We start from the raw sequence: 17814 nt of genomic DNA, 5'->3' as shown, positions 1-17814 counted from the left end.
CAGCGCATAGCTCGCCCTCTCGCAGCCGCACCCAACGACCCTTTCTAACGGCCAAGCCGCGCTCGACCCGCGCGGCGCAAACACAGCACACCGACAACCGCAAGGAGTGGCCGGTACGCCGCGCCACGATTTCAGCGACCCTTGAGGAGCGCGACATGCCTCGAATGACAGCCGCCCGCGCCGCGGTCGAAATCTTGAAGCGCGAAGGCATCGACACCGCGTTCGGCGTGCCCGGCGCGGCGATCAACCCGTTCTACGCCGCGCTGAAGGCCTCCGGCGGGATCGGTCACACCCTCGCCCGGCACGTCGAGGGCGCCTCCCACATGGCCGAGGGCTACACCCGTACCCACGCGGGCAACATCGGCGTCTGCATCGGCACCTCCGGCCCGGCCGGCACCGACATGATCACCGGGCTCTACTCCGCCCTCGGCGACTCGATCCCCATCCTTTGCATCACCGGCCAGGCCCCCACGTCCGTGATCCACAAGGAGGACTTCCAGGCCGTCGACATCGCCTCGATCGCCAAGCCGGTCACCAAGATGGCCGTGACCGTCCTCGAAGCCGCCCAGGTCCCCGGCGTGTTCCAGCAGGCGTTCCACGTCATGCGCTCTGGCCGCCCCGGCCCGGTCCTCATCGACCTGCCGATCGACGTGCAGCTGGCCGAGATCGAGTTCGACCCCGACACCTACGAGCCGCTCCCGGCCTTCAAACCCCACGCCACCCGCGCGCAAGCCGAGAAGGCCATCGCCCTCCTGAACGAATCAGAACGCCCCCTGATCGTCGCGGGCGGCGGCATCATCAACGCCGACGCGTCCGACCTCCTCGTCGAGTTCGCCGAGCTGACCGGCGTGCCGGTCATCCCGACCCTGATGGGCTGGGGCGCGATCCCCGACGACCACGAGCTGAACGCAGGCATGGTCGGGCTCCAAACGTCCCACCGCTACGGCAACGCGACGTTCCTGGAATCCGACTTCGTCCTGGGCATCGGCAACCGCTGGGCCAATCGCCACACCGGCAAGCTGGACGTCTACACCAAGGGCCGCACGTTCGTACACGTCGACGTCGATCCCACACAGCTCGGCAAGATCTTCATGCCCGACTACGGCATCGCCTCCGACGCCAAGGCCGCCCTGGAGCTCTTCATCGAGGTGGCCCGTGACCTTGAGCTCCCCGACCGCCGCACGTGGGCCGCGTCCACCCAGGAACGTCGCGCCACGCTCCAGCGCCGCACTCACTTCGACAACGTCCCGCTCAAGCCCCAGCGCGTGTACGAGGAGATGAACCGCGCGTTCGGCCCCGAGACCCGCTACGTCACCACGATCGGCCTGTCCCAGATCGCCGGCGCCCAGATGTTGCACGTCTACCGCCCGCGCCACTGGATCAACTGCGGCCAAGCGGGCCCGCTCGGCTGGACGATCCCCGCGGCCCTGGGCGTCGCGACCGCCGATCCGGACGCCCAGGTGGTCGCCCTCTCAGGCGACTACGACTTCCAGTTCATGATCGAAGAGCTCGCAGTCGGCGCCCAGCACAACATCCCCTACGTTCACGTGGTCGTGAACAACTCCTACCTGGGCCTGATCCGCCAGGCCCAGCGCAATTTCGACATCGACTTCCAGGTCAACCTCGAATTCGAGAACATCAACAGCCCCGAGCTGGGCGTCTACGGAGTCGACCACGTCAAGGTCGCCGAGGGCCTGGGCTGCAAGGCCCTCCGCGTGACCAACCCCGACGATCTCCTCCCGGCCTTCGAGGAGGCCAAGAAGCTGGCTGCCGAACACCGCCTCCCCGTCGTCGTCGAAGCCATCCTCGAACGCGTCACCAACATCTCGATGAGCGGCACCGACATCGCCAGCGTGAACGAGTTCGAAGAACTCGCCACCGACTCCTCCCACACCCCCACCGCTATCCGCCAGCTCACGAACGTACTGGTCATGAACGACTGATCATGGACGTTCGCCGGGGTTGATCCCGCAGCCCAACCTTTTCCCCTCGCCGATGCTGATCTAGGCCCTAGCCTGCATGGTCCAGGTGTGTCAGCGCCTTGGCCGTGCAGGTACGAACGTAGTAGTCGGTGTCGTCCTGGCCGCGTTCAAGATGTGGGCGCAGTGTGTCCCGTTCGGCCGACGTCAGCTTTCGCTCTTCGGCCACCCGCAGGAAGCTCAGGGCCGCGCCCATGCGCACGTCCGGGTGGGCGTCGTTCAGAAACCTCAGCCGGCCGGTGAAGTCCATCTCGCCGAATCGCTCGGCGAGATGGAGAGCCGTGGAACGCACCCGGCCCTCAGGATCTTCGAGCAGCGCCGGCAGCAGGGGGCGCACCTGCGGGATGTGCCACAGGGCATCGTGGTAGGTGTCGGCGTTCTCCACGTCTCCGGTGAGCATGCGCGTCAACCGCTCGGCCGACCGGCGCGCCAGCTCGCGCACCGCGGGGTCGTCTGCACCAGGCGGAACCAGCGCCCCCGGAACGCGTTCGGCCCGCCACCGCTCCAGCCGGCCGAACAGGTCACCGTCGAACCGCTCAAAGAAGGCACCCAGCCCGCCGACCGCAGCCAGGCGCACCGGCTCGTCCGGAGCGTCCAACAGGCCGAACAGGAGTTCGGCGTCAGCGACACCGCCGGCGGCGCCCAGCTCCCGGATGGCCGCGGCACGCACCTCGACCCGCTGTGACCCGGGCGCCCCGAGGAACCGTCGCAGCAGGTCGACGGCTGCGGCACGCACGTCGCCCCGTTGCGGCCCAGCCCCTGTGGCGACCTGCCGCAGCAGGTCAACGGCCTCGACGGTGCCGGCCCCGGCCAGCGCCGCGGCTGCGGCGGGCCCGCACTGAGGGTCGGCCAGCCAGGCGGCAGCCGGCGCCACCGCCTCGGGCACACGGTGCGCGGCCAGCGCGCGGAACAGCACGTTGCGTGCGCCTGGCTCGGTCTCGGCCTCGAGAGCAGTCAGCAGCGCCCGTACGACCCGCGGCTCGGGATCCCACAACCGGCGCCGAGCCGCCTCACGCGCCTCGGGCCCGGCACCGACTCCCATTCCTGCGATGCCGGCCGTTGGGCCGGCCAGCATGTCCAGCGCCCGTCGGCGCACCTCGCCCGTCGCGGTGCGCACCAGATCGGCGAACACGGCGTCGGCCTCGGGCAACAACCGCAACAAAGACCCGGCAGCCCCCCACAGCAGCGGGTCGTCACCGCCGAACAGCGGGACCAGCGACTCAGCCGGTACCGGCACCTGGGACCGAACCAGCCAGCCCAGCACCACAGGGCGGCTGCGCAATTCGGCGTCCCCGACCAGCTGGACGAAACTTGCGGCCACCGAGGGCCCGGCCGCGGCGAGCCGGTCCAGCGCATTGACCGCACGCCGCCGGACCTCAGCGTCAGGGTCAGAGCACAACGCCACCAGCGGCTCGATCGGCACCGCCTCATCGCCCTGCCTGCCAAGCCCCAGAGCAGCCGCCGCGCGTACCTGCGGCACCGGGTCCGCGGTCAGGGCGACCAACTCGGTGACATGCCCGGGAACCTTGCTCACGCCCTTGGCCGCAGCTGCCCGGCGCGCAGGATCGGGCGAGCCGAGTTCACGCACAAAGAATGCAACCTGGTGACCAGCAATCATGACCATCCCCCGTGATCGGTCCTGTCGCTGAGACGATCCAAGCGAGCCGCCGGTTGACACCACAGCCGGGACATCTCATCCACCAGTCCTTCTGCCAGGTGCTCCTATGTGGTGGACGGCCCCACGCCCCCACCGCCATCTGGCAGCTTGATCACACTGTGTGACTTACCTAACACTCGATAGTGAAAGTATCGATCGTAGTCGAACGCTAACGTTCTGTCACATGGTCTCCCTCGAGCGTTCGGCATCTCTATCCCCGAGCACGGATTAGTGGTCGACGGCTCGGAGGAGTTCACCCAAGCCCAGCCCGCCGTCTTCCGAGGCGACAACGTGGTCGTCTTCTGCTCCCAAAAGGATGATCAGAAAAAGCTCGCCGTCGTCATCGAGCACCAGCTGAAAAGGGACAAACGCAAGAGGTTCAGCTGGCCGATCTACCTGACGGAGCTCCACCACCGGACGCAGTGCCCGGCGATCCTCCTCGTCCTCTGCCCCAGGAAGGCCGTGGCCGACTGGGCACGTACCCCCATCGAGATCGGACACCCCGGTTTCACGCTCACCCCGCTGGTGTTCGGGCCAGACAGCGATCGTCTCGTCACCACCACCGCGGAAGCCGCCAGGAACCCGGAGCTCACGATCCTGGCATTCCTGACGACCATGTCCCGCCACCGCGACCCGGCCTCCCTGGAGGTCGTGTATGTCGCCCTGGGCACCCTCAACAACGCAGGCCACAAGGACGCCAACTCGTATGCTGAGATGGTGCTGGGCCTGCTCCCCAAGCCGGAACGGCAGAAGCTGGAGACACTCTTGAGTCGAGGCACCGTGGAGTTCAAAAGCGATTTCGCAAAGCACCACCAAGCCCTGGGCGAAGCCAAAGGCAAGGCCGAGGGCGAGGCTGAGTCGATTCTGATCGTTCTTGAGGCGCGCAAGGTCTCAGTGTCCGATGAGGTCCGTGAACGGGTGATCTCGTGCACGGACAAGGGGCAGCTGGATGTGTGGCTGGCCCGCGCCGCCATCGCCGAGCGGGCTGAGGATCTCTTCGAGTGAGTGGTGGTCCGCCTTCCATGCACGTCGCGGTGGGAGTTCTGGAAGTGCTCATGGATCGAGGAGAGCCGTGGAGTTCAAGAGTGATTTCGCGAAGCACCACCAAGCCCTGGGCAGGGCCCGAGGCAAGGCGAAGGCCATCCTCAAGATCCTGAAAGGGCGCCACGTCCCGGTGTCTGAGGAGGTCTGCGAGCGGGTGATCTCGTGTACAGACGAAGAGCAATTGGATGCGTGGGTGACACGCGCACTTACCGCTGAGCGGGCTGAGGATCTCTTCGTCTGAGTGGTGGTCCGCCTTCCGTGCACGTCGCGGTGAGTCTGTGGCATGAGCCGCCTGGGGTGATTTCGGCGGCTCGTGTCATTGCTCTTCGTCGGGGTCGAGGGCCTTGCGTTGGGCTGGGGTTAGGCGGTCGGGGCCGGCGGTGATTGTGTACGCGCCTGATTCGGTGCGGTGGAGGACGACGGGGTCGGCGATGTTGGAGTGTCGTTCGGCCTCGTGCAGGGCGGTGGTGACACGGTCTTCGGGCCAGTCGAGTGCGGTGGCCAGGTGTTCCACGGTGAGTGGCTTGCTCGCGTAGGCGACGGCGGCGAAGACGGTGACGGCGTCATTGAGGGCGGCCAGGTTGGGGTACTCGGTCATGTCGTCGCTGAGATCGGCGAAGAACTGGGCCATCTGGGTCAGCCGGGCTCCGGCCGGGGTGTCGGCGCCGAAGAGCTCGGCGCCCTGGTGGGCCGCGTCCGCCCACATCGCGTGGGTGCGGGCGCTGGTGAGCCAGGTGCGGAGCCAGGCGTCGTCGTCGATCAGATAGCGTTCGCGGCCACGGCGGCCGCGTTCGCGCCGGACCAGTTCCAGCGGTTCGAGATAGGCGATCGCTTTGGAGATCGAGGCGGGGCTGAGACGGAGCCGCTGGACGAGTTCGGCGGCGGTCAGGGCGCCCGCGTCGGTGGCGACGAGGCAGACGAGCACACGCGCCGCCGTGCGCGGTAGGCCGGCCTGGATCATCAGGCCGGCGAACCGCTCGATGAACTCCTGCACGGCCGCGTCGTCGGTGGGTTCTCCGGAAGGAGGCCTGGCCAGGGTGGCGCGGCGGGCGCGGCGCTCGGTGGCGAGATGGGCGTGGTCCGCGCGGTAGCGGTCGGGGCCGCCGTTGCGGGTCACTTCACGGCTGACGGTCGAGGTCGGCCGGTTCAGCCGCCGGGCTATCTCGGCATAGCCCAGCCCGTCGGCGAGGCCGGTGGCGATGCGCCGCCGGTCCTGATGCGTCAGCCTTCCTCCTGGCATAGGGCCAGTGTGCGTTCGCTGTCAGGTCATTGCAACTCAAGGAGTGCCGAACGTTGCATTTATGCGTATCGCCATTGCAATCCTGGGCGGCTTTCTGCTGATTCCAGGCGTGTTCTGGTCGTTGTTGTGTTGAGGGTGCTTGAAACGCTACTTAGGTTTCGGGTCATGGAAACAGCGATCGATGTCAGTGGGCTGCGTATGCGGTACGGGGTCGACGATGTGTTGAACGGGGTGGCGTTCCGCGTCGGGAAGGGCGAGGTGGTCGCCCTGCTCGGGCCCAACGGGGCGGGCAAGACCACGACCATCGAGATCCTGGAAGGGTTCCGGATGCGGTCGGCGGGGCGGGTGGAGGTGCTCGGGGCCGATCCGGCGCAGGGTGACGAGCGATGGCGGGCGCGGGTGGGCGTCGTCCTGCAGTCGTGGCGCGACCACGGCAAGTGGCGGGTACGAGAGCTGCTCGGCCATCTCGGGGCCTACTACGCCCAACCTTGGGACGCCGGTGAGCTCATGGCGATGGTCGGGCTCGACGAACACGCGGACAAGAAGATCAAGATGTTGTCGGGTGGGCAGCGGCGGCGGCTGGACGTGGCCATCGGGATCGTGGGGCGGCCGGAGGCGCTGTTCCTGGACGAGCCGACGGTGGGCTTCGATCCGCGGGCCCGGCAGGAGTTCCACGACCTGGTGCGCCGGCTGGACACGACGATCCTGCTGACCACGCACGATCTCGCGGAGGCCGAGAAGCTCGCCGACCGGATCGTGATCCTCGCCGGTGGCCGGATCATCGCCGACGGCACGGCGGCCGAGTTGGCGCGCCGGATCGCGGGCGAGGACGAGGTGCGCTGGACGTGCGGCGGAGAGCGCCATGCCATCTTCACCACCGAGTCGACGGCGTTCGTCCGCAAGCTGTTCGGTGAGTATGGCGAGGCGATCGGCGAGCTCGAAGTGCGCCGGGCCTCGCTGGAGGACACCTACCTGGCGCTCGTACGCGAGCACGAGCTCGAAGGAGCAGGCCGGTGAACGCGGTGCGGCTGGGCTGGACCCGCGGCCTGATCGAGCTCCGGCAGTCGTTCACCAACGCCGCCGACCTGGTCTCGCACTTCCTGTGGCCGGTGATGATGCTGGTCGTGCTCTACTTCCTGCGCGACCGGGACTTCGGCTCCAGCGGGTTCGTGCTCGGCACCCTGGCGTTGCCGAGCATCCTCGGGATGAACGCGGCGATGGGCATGGTCAGCATGAGCCAGCAGCTCACCGCCGACCGTGAGGACGGCACGCTGCTGCGCGCGAAGGCGACGCCGCACGGCATGCAGGCCTACCTGACCGGCAAGATCGTCTCGGTGTCCGGCGGGCTGCTCGCGGACCTGGCGATCCTGCTGATTCCCGGCATGCTCATCATCGGCGGGCTGGCGACCGGCAGCGTCGACTCCTGGCTGACCCTGGTCTGGGTGTTGCTGCTCGGCATGGTGGCGACCCTCCCCATCGGCGCGATCCTGGGCTCGGTCTTCACGAGCGCGCGGAGCCAGGGGCTGATCCAGCTGCCCGTGCTCGGCATGATCGGGATTTCCGGGATCTTCTATCCGATCACCTCGCTGCCGGACTGGCTGCAGTGGATCGCGCAGGCGTTCCCGGTCTACTGGCTCGGCCTCGGCATGCGGTCGGCACTGCTCCCGGACGGCGCGGCGGCCATCGAGATCGGCGACTCCTGGCGCCACTGGGAGACCGTCGGAGTGCTGGGCGGCTGGGCCGTGCTCGGCCTGATCGTCGCGCCGATCGTGTTGCGCCGGATGGCCCGCCGCGAGTCGGGCTCCACCGTGGCCGCCCGCCGCGAGAAGGCACTCCAGCGAGTCGGCTGAGCTCGGCAACGAATACCCTCCGGAATGCGTCATATCGGCGATGTACGTCCGATCGTGAACCCCGGAGGTGCTGGATGGCCGACCCGCTGCTGCCCGAAGATCCGCGGCGGGTGGGTGCGTACGAGCTGCTCATGCGGCTCGGCGAGGGTGGGCAGGGGTCGGTCTATCTGGGCCGCGACCCGCAGGGGCGCGAAGTCGCGGTCAAGCTGCTGCACGCGCGGCTGAGCCGTGACCCCGATGCGCGGCGGCGTTTCGTGCGCGAGCTCGAGGTGGCCGAGCGGGTCTCCGGATTCTGCACCGCCCGGGTGCTGGACGCCGACATCCAGGGCGACCAGCCGTACATCGTCAGCGAGTACGTGCGCGGGCCCGCGCTCACCGACCTCGTCCGCACCGAGGGGCCGATGGACGCGGGCGCGCTGCTCCGGCTGGCGATCGGGACGGCGACGGCGCTGGCGGCGATCCACCGGGCCGGGATCGTGCACCGCGACTTCAAGCCGCCGAACGTGCTGATCGGCCCGGGCGGCCCGCGCGTCATCGACTTCGGGATCGCACGGGCGCTGGACTCATCGGCGATCACGATGACCAGCCAGATCGTGGGGACGCCCGCGTACATGGCGCCGGAGCAGGTGGCGGGCGGCGCGATCGGGCCCGCCGCCGACGTGTTCGCGTGGGGCGGGACGATGCTCTTCGCCGGCACGGGCCGGTTGCCGTTCGGCGGGGACTCGATCCCGGCCGTCATGCACCGCGTTCTGAACGCCGAGGCGGACGTGAGTGTGCTGCCCGGCCCGCTCGCGCAGCTGGTCGGCGCGTGCCTGGCCAAGGATCCGCAGCGGCGGCCGTCGAGTTCGGACATGGTGTTCCGGCTGCTCGGCATGGTCGGTGCCGAGATGCCTGCGGGCACCGATCCGCTCGAACGCGGCGCCACGCTGGTGACCACCGCGATCACCGCCGACCTGCCCTACGCCCCGCCACCACCGCAGTTGTCGCAAACCGCGCCGCCGCCCAGGCAGACGCCGAACCGGCGACTGTTGATGATCGGGCTCCCCGTCGCCCTGGTCGCCTTGGCCATCGCCGTGCCCACAGCGTTCATCAACCTGCGCCCTGACGGCGGCGGAGGGGGCAGAGGCGGCGGGCTTGGTGGGAGCGGCGCCGCAGGGACCGTCAAGGTCGGTGTGCTGGGGCCCATGACCGGCGACACGGCGGCGTTCGGAACGGCGGCGCTGGCGAACGCCCGGCTCGCGGCGAACGAGTACAACGCGACGAACCCGCCGGCACGCGTTCAGGTCGTCTCCGTCGACACCACGGGAAAGGCGGAGGCCGCCGCGTCCGTCGCTCGCGCGGCCGCCGGTCAGGGCCTGGCTGCGGTGGTCGGTCCGATGCTCAGCAGCGAGACCCAAACGGCCATGCCGATCCTGGAGGCCGCCAAGATCCCGGGTGTCTCGCCCTCGGCGGCCGGCCTGCTCTCGACCAACGGCTGGAAGTACTGGCACACCATGGTCCCCGACGTCGAGGAGGCCGTCGGGGCCTTGGCGGTACTCGCGGGCAGCACCGATGGCACGACGAGGGTCGCCGTGCTGGAGAACGAGAAGGAAGACTCCCGTACCGCCGCGAACATGTTCACGGCCCGCGTGCAGGCCCCTCCGTACAAAAAGCAGGTCGCGCGCGTCTCGATGAAGCTGCCCCTGGATCCGCTGAACGGTGACTACTCGGCGACGGTCGAGAAGCTGAAGAATTCCAAGGCGGACTCGGTGTTCTACGGCGGCTTCTACGACTCGTCCGGGCCGCTGGTCAAACAGGCCAGGGCGGCCGGATTCACGGGGCGCTTCTACCTGTCCGACGGCTCGTTCGACAAGACGTTCGTCAAGTACGCGGGCAGCGCCGCCGCTGAGAACACCGTCCTCACCTGCTCGTGCCTGGACATCACCACGGGCACGACCAGGATGCCGAAGACCTTCGGCGACTACCTGACCCGGTACGCGAAGGCGAACAACGGCCAGAAGCCCGGCGGGTACGGGCCCGAGGCGTACGACGCGATGACGGCGATCCTCGCGGCGGTCAAGGCGGGCAAGCGCACGGGTCCGGAGATCAACGTGTATCTCCACGACATCAACGTCCCCGGCGTCACCCAGCGGATCAGGTTCAAGGAGCAGGGACAGCTCACCGATAGCGTCAGCTACGCCTACCAGGTGCGGAACGGCGCGTTCACCCTCCTCGGAGACTCGCGCAGGGCCGTGGTCCAGTGATCGGCCCCGGGTCGAGCGGCTCTCCCTCTCCGCCGGCCAGACCTATGTGAGCAGCGGCCCGTCGCTGCGGGGCAAGGATCTTCTCGCCGTCGACGTCGTCGACCCGTTCAGGATCGCCGTCACCTGGGAGCAGCTCGACCGTGGCTTTCTGACGATCTCATCGGAGCCTGACCGCCGACCGAGGGTTGGCGTTGCGTGTCGTCGGGGTCGCGGGCCCCTTGGTGTCCGGCGCCGAAGCAGTGGTCGGCGGTGGGTCGAGCGGCCACGCGGTCTCGATCTCGAACCATGCCGCCTTGCCGGTCACCGTCCGGTAGCAGCCGCACTCGGTCACGACGTCGTCCACGATGAGCAGCCCGCGCCCGGACTCGTCGGTCACCGCAGGGTCGTGCCGCTCGGGCATGACCGGTGAGGCGTCGTGGACCTCGGCGCGCAACCGGGTGCCGACGCGCGTGCTGAAGATGAGCATCTCCGTTCCGCCGCCGTGGCGTACGGCGTTGGTGGCGAGCTCGGAGGCCGCCAGGCGCGCCCGGTAGACGATGGTGTCGTCCAGCTTCCACGAACGCGCGGTCATCGCGACGAGGTCACGCGCGGGCTTGGTACTCGCCTCGACCCGGGGGAGACGGATATGCCCGAGTAGCACCCCGACCAGGCGTGGATCTGACACTGCGACCACCTCATCACCGCTTTTCCTGCTTTCCGGCCTCCAGCCTCCCCGCCGATCCATACTGAAAGTGACCGAACCCTCGACAGACTGTGACCCACGCGGCAACGCGGCCCACCCGCTTGCCATCGCTTGCGAACGGAGTGTCGTCATGCCCCGGCGTTCTGGTGCCCTCAACCCCTCGTCCTCCCCGCTCGCGCTCTTCGGCTCCGAGGTGCGCGTACGCCGAGAAAGCATGGAGCTGTCACTCGACCAGCTCGGCTCCCGCGCCGGTTACACAGGGTCGTACGTCGGCGCGGTCGAACGGGCCAAGGAGATGCCGCTCCGCCAGTTCGCGGTACAGATCGACGCCGCCCTCGACGCACACGGCGCGATCGTCCGACTCTGGGACGGGCTCCTCAAGGAGAGCGTCTACCCGCCGTGGTTCGACTGGCCAGAGCACGAACGAAAGGCGATCGCCCTCCGCAACTTCCAACTCGCCGTGATCAGCGGTCTGCTACAGACCGAGGCGTACGCGACCGAGCTGCTGTACGGAGACAAGTCCGCCGTCACCGCCCGCATGGCCCGGCAGAAAATCCTCACCCGAGAAGACCCGCCTCCACCGATGCTGATCTGCCTCCTCGACGAGGCCGCGCTGCTCCGCGACGTCGGAGGCCCGGACGTGATGCGCGAGCAATTCGACCATCTACTCGCGTCGGCCTCCGAAAACATCAATATCCACGTAGTCCCGTCCAGGCGCCACCGCGGCGTCAACGGCTCGTTCGTGCTCGCGACCCTGGAGGATCGAAGCGAGGTAGCGTACGTGGAGACGGCCGTTCGCGGGATCACCACGGGCGAGCCGAAGGACCTGCGGACCGCCTCCGAGAGGTTCGAGGCGATCCGCTCGCTCGCCCTCCCCGTCGATCAGTCGCTCGAACGCATCGAGAGGATCAAGGTAGAGAGATGGACCTGAGCGGCGCCCGATGGCGCAAGTCCAGCCGCAGCGGCGACAACGGCGGCAACTGCGTCGAGCTCGCGCTGATCTGGCGTAAGTCAAGCCACAGCGGCGACAACGGCGGCGAGTGCGTCGAGGTCGCCTCGCAGCCCGGCGTCGTGGCCGTGCGCGACAGCAAGGACCCCGACGGCGGCGTGCTCCTGCTGCCGCGCGACACGTTCCGGCGCCTCGCCGACCAGATCAAGGAAGGCTGATCGAAAGACGGCGGGCACGGCCAACTGAGATCTTTCGGGGAGCGTCATATGGGTGACGCGCGAGCTTGATCCCCGGGAGGTTTGCCGATGGCTGACCCTCTGCTGCCCGACGATCCCCGGCGGGCGGGCACGTACGAGCTGGTCGGACGCCTCGGCGAAGGCGGGCAGGGCACCGTCTTCCTAGGGCGTGACCAGCAGGGGCGCGAGGTTGCGGTCAAGCTGCTGCATTCGCGGCTCGGCTCGAACGCCGAGGCCCGGCGGCGTTTCATGCGCGAGCTGGAGGTCGCCGAACGGGTCTCCGGTTTCTGCACGGCTCGCGTCCTGGACGCCGACATGCTCGGCGACCGCCCGTACATCGTCAGCGAGTTCGTGCGCGGGCCGTCCCTGACCGCCGTCGTGCGGGACGAGGGCCCGCTCGACCACGGCGCGATGATGCGCCTGGCCATCGGCACGGCGACCGCGCTCGTGGCCATCCACCGGGCCGGGGTCGTTCACCGCGACTTCAAGCCGCCGAACGTGCTCATCGGGCCCGGCGGGCCACGGGTCATCGACTTCGGGATCGCGCGTGCGCTGGACGCGTCGGCGGCGACGTTGTCCGGCGCGCTCGGCACGCCTGCCTACATGGCACCCGAACAGGTGGCCGCGGACGACGTCGGACCCGCCGCCGACATGTTTGCCTGGGGCGGGACGATGGTGTTCGCGGCCACCGGACGGAGGCCGTTCCCGGCGGAGTCGATCCCGGCGCTGTTCAACCAGGTGCTGAACGCCGACCCCGACCTCAGCGGAGTGCCCGAGCCGCTGACGGACCTCGCCGCCGCGTGCCTCGCCAAGGACCCGGCACAACGACCCACCAGCTCGGACCTGCTGTATCGCCTGATGAGCCTCGTCGGCGCCGAACCACCCGCGGACACCGATCCAGCCGAACGCGGCGCAGAGGTGGTGGCCACGCCGACCACTCCCATGGCGCCCGCGGAGCCCCACCAAGCGGACCCCCACCCCGCCCAAGCGCCCCCGGCAGACCCCCACCCCGAGCAACCGTCTCCGGCAGGCCAGCGCCCCGAGCAAGCGCCACCGGCAGACCAGCGCCCCGTGCAAGCGCTACCGGCGGAGCCGCCGCCCGCGCAACCGCCACCGGCAGGCCCCCGCCTCGCGCGTCTCCGCCGCCGTCCATGGATGCTCGCGACGATTCCGGTGGTCCTGGTGACGGTCGCCATCGCGGTGCCTGTGACGTTCGCCAACTTCGGGTCTGACGGGGGCGCCCCCGGCGGAGACCTCCCCGAGAAGGTCAGGATCGGCCTGATGGCGCCCATGACCGGCCCGTCGAGCAGGTACGGGGGGTCCGCGATGGCGGCGGCGAAGCTGGCGGTCGAGGAGCACAACGCGAGCAAGCCGCGGACGCGCGCTGAACTCGTCCCCATCGACACCAAGGGCGACCCGGCGACGGCGGAAGCGGCGGCGACGCGGGCGAGCGAACAGAAACTCGTCGCCGTCGTGGGGCCGATGCTCACCGGTGAGAGCGAGAAGGTCATGCCGGTACTCGAGCGACTGGGACTACCCAGCGTCTCGCCTTCGGCCTCGGGCGCGAAGCTCACGGCCAACGGCTGGAAGTACTCGCACACCATGGTCCCCGACGCGAAGGAAACGCTGAACGCCCTGGTGCCGTTCTCGTCGACGTGGGATCCGTACGGCAGACACAGGCTTGCGGTGCTGAAGGACGACCAGCCGCAGGCCCGGACCGCCGCCGACATGTTCGGGGCCGGTGCGCAAGAGGGCGGGTGGGGCCGGCGGCTCCGCCGGATCTCGATGAGCCCGCCGCGCAATCCGAGGCCTGAGGATTTCGCGGAGGTCGTGAAACGCCTGAAGGACGGCGGCAAACCAGTCTTGGGGCTCTACGAAGACGTGACGAGGGTCTTCTTCGGCGGCGACTTCGCGACGGCCGGCCCTCTCATCAAGCAGGCGCGGAAGGAGGGTTTCAAAAAGCGGTTCTACCTCACCGAGGAAGCGTTCGATGACCGGCTCATCGAGCTTGCCGGCGGCGCGGCCGAGGGCGCGCTCCTCGCCTGCTCATGCGTGGACGTCAGCCGGGGGACGAAGGGCATGCCCAAGGAATTCCTCGACTTCCTGACGCGGTACGCGAAGGCGAACGGCGGCGCGCGGCCGGGGCCGTACGGACCGGAGGCCTATGACGCCGCGAAGGGGCTCCTGTACACGATCGCCACGGGGGACACCACGCCCCAGAAGATCAACGCCCATCTCCGTGCGTTCGACATCCAGGGGGCCACCCAGCGGATCCGGTTCGACGCAAAGGGACGGCTCCGCGGCGGCACCAGCTACATCTACCAGGTGCAGAACGGCAAATTCGTCCTTCTGGGGCCCGCGACCACCGCCAAGCCCAGATGAGGCGGCCCCGCGTGGCGGGGCCGCCGTCGCTCACACGTCGGCGGGCGGCTCCTCGTCAAGGAGGTCGTCGAACTCGCCGTCCTTGACGCCCGCGATGAACGCGTCCCATTCGGCCTCGGTGAAGTAGAGGATCGGGCCCTCGGGGTTCTTGGCGTCGCGCATGACGACGGCACGTTCACCGAAGTCCTTATGGCCCACCGGGACGTCCTTGCCATCGATGAACTCGATGATGACGCCGTCGCTCAGGATCGGCTCCTGCTCGCTCACTGACACACCTGCTCCGTTCCGCTGCCGGGTCGGCCTCCAGATTAGTGCGGGCCGGACCGCCGCGCGGGCGGAGACGCGTGATCCCCCGCCGCCCAAGGACCGTGCGCCCTGAAGCCGATCTCTAATCCTTCATGCGGACATGCCGATGAGGGGTGGGAAGGAGTATCAGGCGCGTTCCCACTAGCCGGTGATCTTGATCAGCCAGACGGTCAGGAGGATCAGCCCGAGCAGGGTGAACAGTGCGCCGACGCCCAGGAAGATGGCGGAGATCCGCCTTAGGAGGGTCTCGCCGACGAGCCGGATCCGGGTCGGAGCGTCCGGCAGGTATCGGATCTTCACCTGCGTGCCGATCGTGTGGCGGCGCTGGGCATTGACCTCGGTGCTGGCGCGCAGCAGGTGGCCGTCGGCGGTCTGGTATTCGATGACCGGATGGTAGTAGACGGTTACGCCACTCTGAGATCTGCGGGTGTGCTGTTCCTCACCGACGACGTTGCCGGCGACCTGGATCCCGGTACGCGCGAAGCGCCGCTCGCTGCGGGTTAACGCCGTCGCGATGACAACGAAGGTCAGGCCCAGTAACAACGTCACCGCCCCGAAGACGGCCAAGAACACCATGGGATCTCCCTTTCAACTCACCTCGTGGGCACGCAATGACCGCACAACCTTGGACGTCGCCAGGGCTGGTCAGGTTTCGGAGGGGACGGCGGCCACGAACCGGGATGGTGATCCAGGCAGGCGCCACGGTCTCCTTTACCTGGCATTCCACCGGAAGGTAGCTATCGGGGGCTAGGGAGCTGATCTGCTGGAGCCGTTGTTCTGCGGGCCGTGATCCGGCTGTTCGGCAAGACCGCTGAGGGAACACAAGACGGCTGGGCTCTCCTTGGCATCATTGGTGCAGAACGCATCCACCTCGACACACGAGTCCGAGCGGGCTGGGCGCTGGCCAACGCAGCCCCACGCATGCCTGACACGATGCCGGAACTCTGCCGTGACCGCTCGTTCGGGACGCAGACCACCACAGTGTGGCGCGCTGCGGTGGTCTGCAGGCGCCACTCGGTGCACGTCAGCGGAACAGCCCTCCGCCGACCGTGCTGAGCCTGGCCGACGGCGACGACCTACCAGTCCCGGCTGGGGTTTCCCATCCACTCCCGGGGTGGTAGGCAAAGGGTTCATGACCAACCTCGGACGGCTCGAGCCAGTTGCCCTGCGCCAGGTGTGGCCCAACGAGGCCACCGATTTCACTCCCTGGCTGGCAGAACATTTGGACGTCCTTGGACAGGCTGTTGGACTGGCGCTGGAACTGCGCCAACGGGAACATGCGGTGGGACGGTACTCCTTGGATCTTCTCCTGGAGGACGCGCAGGGCCGTGTGGTGATCGTGGAGAATCAACTCGAGCAGACCGACCACGCTCACCTGGGCCAAGTCCTGACCTACTGTGCGGGCACCCAGGCCGAGGTCGTCATCTGGATAGCTGGTGGTGCGTCCCAACGACTGGGCCAAGCACAGCCGCCCGGCACGCTCCCACGCGATCGACTGGACCTGGGAGGCCTACTCCACCGAACTTGGCGTCCCACAAGACCGGCTACAGGTCGGCCAGCAACTTCTCCGAGACATCGTCACCGCGGTAGAAGAACGCGCTTTGCCCTGGCAACCGGTGATGAACAAAGGCTACGTCGCCATCCAGCGGCCGGGAGCCTACAACGTCCTGGTCATCGACCTGTACCACAACCGCGTCCCGCGGCTGGCCTGCAAACTCCCCGATCACCCTGATCAACTTGGGCTGGCCAGCCCGTACCCGGACCTGGAATCGTGGTGGAATCCTGGCGAACGCGAATGGTGCTGGACCATCGCACATCAGGTCCCAACCCCCGACGTCGGAGCGTTGATCGACCTGGTCCGTCCCTTCCACCCCAAACGCGGCCCCATGGCGGTGCCGTTCCGGACTGACGGCTAGCAACTTACCCCAAGCCAGACATCGCGCCTTAATGTAGATGAAGAAAGTCTATTATGAGGCAAATGCACGCCGTCTGGCTTTGAGGTTATATCTGACTGGCCGGAGGTCATCGCAAAGGATTTCTCGCTAAACTCGCGGCATGGCAACAGGAGAAACGGGGACCTCTTCATCCTCCGGATCCGCTGCGCAGCCTTCCGGATCGCTCGGCAGTCCCGTCTATGGCCACTTGTATTGGCTCCTGCCCACGATACTGGCGACTGCGGCTCTCACCCTATGGCTCCTACTGAATCCGAAGTGGGGGGCCGATGTCGCTGCCATAGTTGTCATCCCCCTAAATGTCGCCGCCGTCATTGTGCCCATCCTGATCCGCGCGAGCGAGCAGGGTGCGTTGATTCCTTCTCGAAGGCGAATGCTGCGATTCGCGATCCTGTTCACGGCCTTGGCCTTTGCGGCCAGCGTAGGAGTTTACCTGTACACCAGGGAGCCAGATCCGAGGGATTACCTGTCGGGCACCGTGAAGGTCGGGGTGAATCTCGAAGACTATCCCGGCTGGAGCACGATGCGGAACAACACCCGCGTCGGCTTTGACATAGCGCTGGTGGAGTTCCTGGCGTCGCATTTCAAATTTACCCCGGAATACATTCCCCTTTCACTTTCGGAGCGGTTGGGGCAGTTGCGGGGGAGTCGGAAGGGCGATGTAAAGCTGGTGGTCGCCAATTTTTCGATGACTCCCGATAGAGAGCAGAGCATCGATTTCGCCGGGCCCTACTTCCTCGACACTCAGAAGTTCTTCACCTGGGACCCGGTCAAAAGGCTCGAAGATATTCCTCCGGAGAAGGTCTGTGTGCCCAACGGCACGACCGGTCATGAGAGACTCGAAAAGCTGGGATGGAAGCCAATCTACGAACCATCGCTGGCCAAATGCCTTAACAAGTTCCTCAGCAAGGCCGATCCTGACATGGCGGTCTCCACCGACGCGGCCATACTCGAAGCCAACGCCAAGGCAAAAGGCATCGATCCGCCAGGCTCGCTCAGCCTCGGCGTCGAGAAATACGGCATCGGAATTCCGAACAACAGGCCGAAGCTCTGTAAAAAGCTGAACGAGGCGATCGAAGAGTTCGTCCTCCGGCAGTGGGACATCACCTTCCGCGCGCATTTGAACGGGCTCTCGCCCGACAACAGACGGCCGACCTCCCCGGCGGAATGCAAATCTCCCGCATCCTTCATCTAACCGGCTGGACGCAGCCCTCCAGCGGCCATGTTCGGGCTGAGCCGATCAGTCGTGACTGTCGATGACTGCGGGTCGGTAAAGGTCCAGCTGTTCTGCGGG

16 protein-coding genes are annotated in these 17814 nt (G+C 67.7%); 11 read left to right on the top strand and 5 right to left on the bottom strand.

The features are described 5' to 3' along the window. Positions 1-155 precede the first annotated feature (155 nt). A complete protein-coding gene (gene gcl / locus ACH34W_RS40435) occupies positions 156-1943 on the top strand; it encodes a glyoxylate carboligase (protein ID WP_395966485.1) in 1788 nt (595 codons plus the stop codon). 67 nt (positions 1944-2010) lie between these two features. On the opposite strand, the gene ACH34W_RS40430 is transcribed toward gcl, so the two are convergent. Then, on the bottom strand, positions 2011-3513 hold the full coding sequence (locus tag ACH34W_RS40430; protein WP_395966484.1) for a HEAT repeat domain-containing protein: 1503 nt from the start codon (positions 3511-3513) through the stop codon (positions 2011-2013). Positions 3514-3867: 354 nt separating this feature from the next. Here ACH34W_RS40430 and ACH34W_RS40425 point away from each other — a divergent pair, with 354 nt between their 5' ends. After that, the gene (locus tag ACH34W_RS40425) at positions 3868-4641 is read left to right on the top strand and encodes a hypothetical protein (protein ID WP_395966483.1); all 774 of its coding nucleotides are present in this window, start codon (positions 3868-3870) and stop codon (positions 4639-4641) included. Positions 4642-4708: 67 nt separating this feature from the next. Then, positions 4709-4921 carry a hypothetical protein gene (locus tag ACH34W_RS40420; protein ID WP_395966482.1) on the top strand — a complete coding sequence of 71 codons (213 nt, stop codon included), beginning with the start codon at positions 4709-4711 and terminating at the stop codon, positions 4919-4921. Positions 4922-4996: 75 nt separating this feature from the next. On the opposite strand, the gene ACH34W_RS40415 is transcribed toward ACH34W_RS40420, so the two are convergent. Further along, entirely contained in the window at positions 4997-5920 is a 924-nt protein-coding gene (locus ACH34W_RS40415) for a helix-turn-helix domain-containing protein (protein WP_395966481.1), read from the bottom strand. A gap of 165 nt (positions 5921-6085) precedes the next feature. Here ACH34W_RS40415 and ACH34W_RS40410 point away from each other — a divergent pair, with 165 nt between their 5' ends. From ACH34W_RS40410 to ACH34W_RS40400, 3 genes are all read left to right on the top strand, one after another. After that, positions 6086-6937: an ABC transporter ATP-binding protein gene (locus ACH34W_RS40410; RefSeq protein WP_395966480.1), complete on the top strand. Its 852-nt coding sequence runs from the start codon at positions 6086-6088 to the stop codon at positions 6935-6937. Continuing rightward, positions 6934-7770, top strand: coding sequence for an ABC transporter permease (locus ACH34W_RS40405; protein ID WP_395966479.1), 837 nt, complete (start codon positions 6934-6936; stop codon positions 7768-7770). The genes ACH34W_RS40410 and ACH34W_RS40405 overlap by 4 nt, the downstream gene beginning before the upstream one ends. 74 nt (positions 7771-7844) lie before the next feature. Further along, complete coding sequence (locus tag ACH34W_RS40400; protein WP_395966478.1) at positions 7845-10013, top strand: ABC transporter substrate-binding protein; 2169 nt, start codon at positions 7845-7847, stop codon at positions 10011-10013. Between the two features lie 157 nt (positions 10014-10170). Here the strand turns inward: ACH34W_RS40400 and ACH34W_RS40395 are convergent, their stop codons facing one another. Then, positions 10171-10677 carry an ATP-binding protein gene (locus tag ACH34W_RS40395; protein WP_395966477.1) on the bottom strand — a complete coding sequence of 169 codons (507 nt, stop codon included), beginning with the start codon at positions 10675-10677 and terminating at the stop codon, positions 10171-10173. 148 nt (positions 10678-10825) lie between these two features. On the opposite strand from ACH34W_RS40395, the gene ACH34W_RS40390 reads away from it, so the two are divergent. The 3 genes from ACH34W_RS40390 (at position 10826) to ACH34W_RS40380 (ending at position 14262) form a co-directional block, all read left to right on the top strand. Further along, positions 10826-11626, top strand: coding sequence for a helix-turn-helix transcriptional regulator (locus ACH34W_RS40390; RefSeq protein ID WP_395966476.1), 801 nt, complete (start codon positions 10826-10828; stop codon positions 11624-11626). Next, positions 11617-11862 (top strand): DUF397 domain-containing protein, encoded by a 246-nt coding sequence (locus tag ACH34W_RS40385; RefSeq protein ID WP_395966475.1) that lies wholly within the window; start codon positions 11617-11619, stop codon positions 11860-11862. Before ACH34W_RS40390 ends, ACH34W_RS40385 begins: the two co-directional genes overlap by 10 nt. An 87-nt stretch (positions 11863-11949) precedes the next feature. Then, complete coding sequence (locus tag ACH34W_RS40380; RefSeq protein ID WP_395966474.1) at positions 11950-14262, top strand: ABC transporter substrate-binding protein; 2313 nt, start codon at positions 11950-11952, stop codon at positions 14260-14262. 30 nt (positions 14263-14292) lie between these two features. On the opposite strand, the gene ACH34W_RS40375 is transcribed toward ACH34W_RS40380, so the two are convergent. Further along, a complete protein-coding gene (locus ACH34W_RS40375) occupies positions 14293-14529 on the bottom strand; it encodes a DUF397 domain-containing protein (RefSeq protein ID WP_151566048.1) in 237 nt (78 codons plus the stop codon). A gap of 180 nt (positions 14530-14709) precedes the next feature. Further along, on the bottom strand, positions 14710-15144 hold the full coding sequence (locus ACH34W_RS40370) for a DUF3592 domain-containing protein (RefSeq protein WP_395966473.1): 435 nt from the start codon (positions 15142-15144) through the stop codon (positions 14710-14712). Between the two features lie 860 nt (positions 15145-16004). On the opposite strand from ACH34W_RS40370, the gene ACH34W_RS40365 reads away from it, so the two are divergent. Both ACH34W_RS40365 and ACH34W_RS40360 read left to right on the top strand, forming a co-directional pair. After that, positions 16005-16484 (top strand): hypothetical protein, encoded by a 480-nt coding sequence (locus ACH34W_RS40365; RefSeq protein ID WP_395966472.1) that lies wholly within the window; start codon positions 16005-16007, stop codon positions 16482-16484. A gap of 139 nt (positions 16485-16623) precedes the next feature. Further along, entirely contained in the window at positions 16624-17715 is a 1092-nt protein-coding gene (locus tag ACH34W_RS40360; protein WP_395966471.1) for a substrate-binding periplasmic protein, read from the top strand. Positions 17716-17814: the final 99 nt, after the last annotated feature.

It is taken from the genome of Actinomadura sp. 6N118 (genome assembly GCF_044326415.1).
Taxonomy (GTDB): domain Bacteria; phylum Actinomycetota; class Actinomycetes; order Streptosporangiales; family Streptosporangiaceae; genus Spirillospora.
This window is presented reverse-complemented; position numbering and strand designations above follow the sequence as displayed.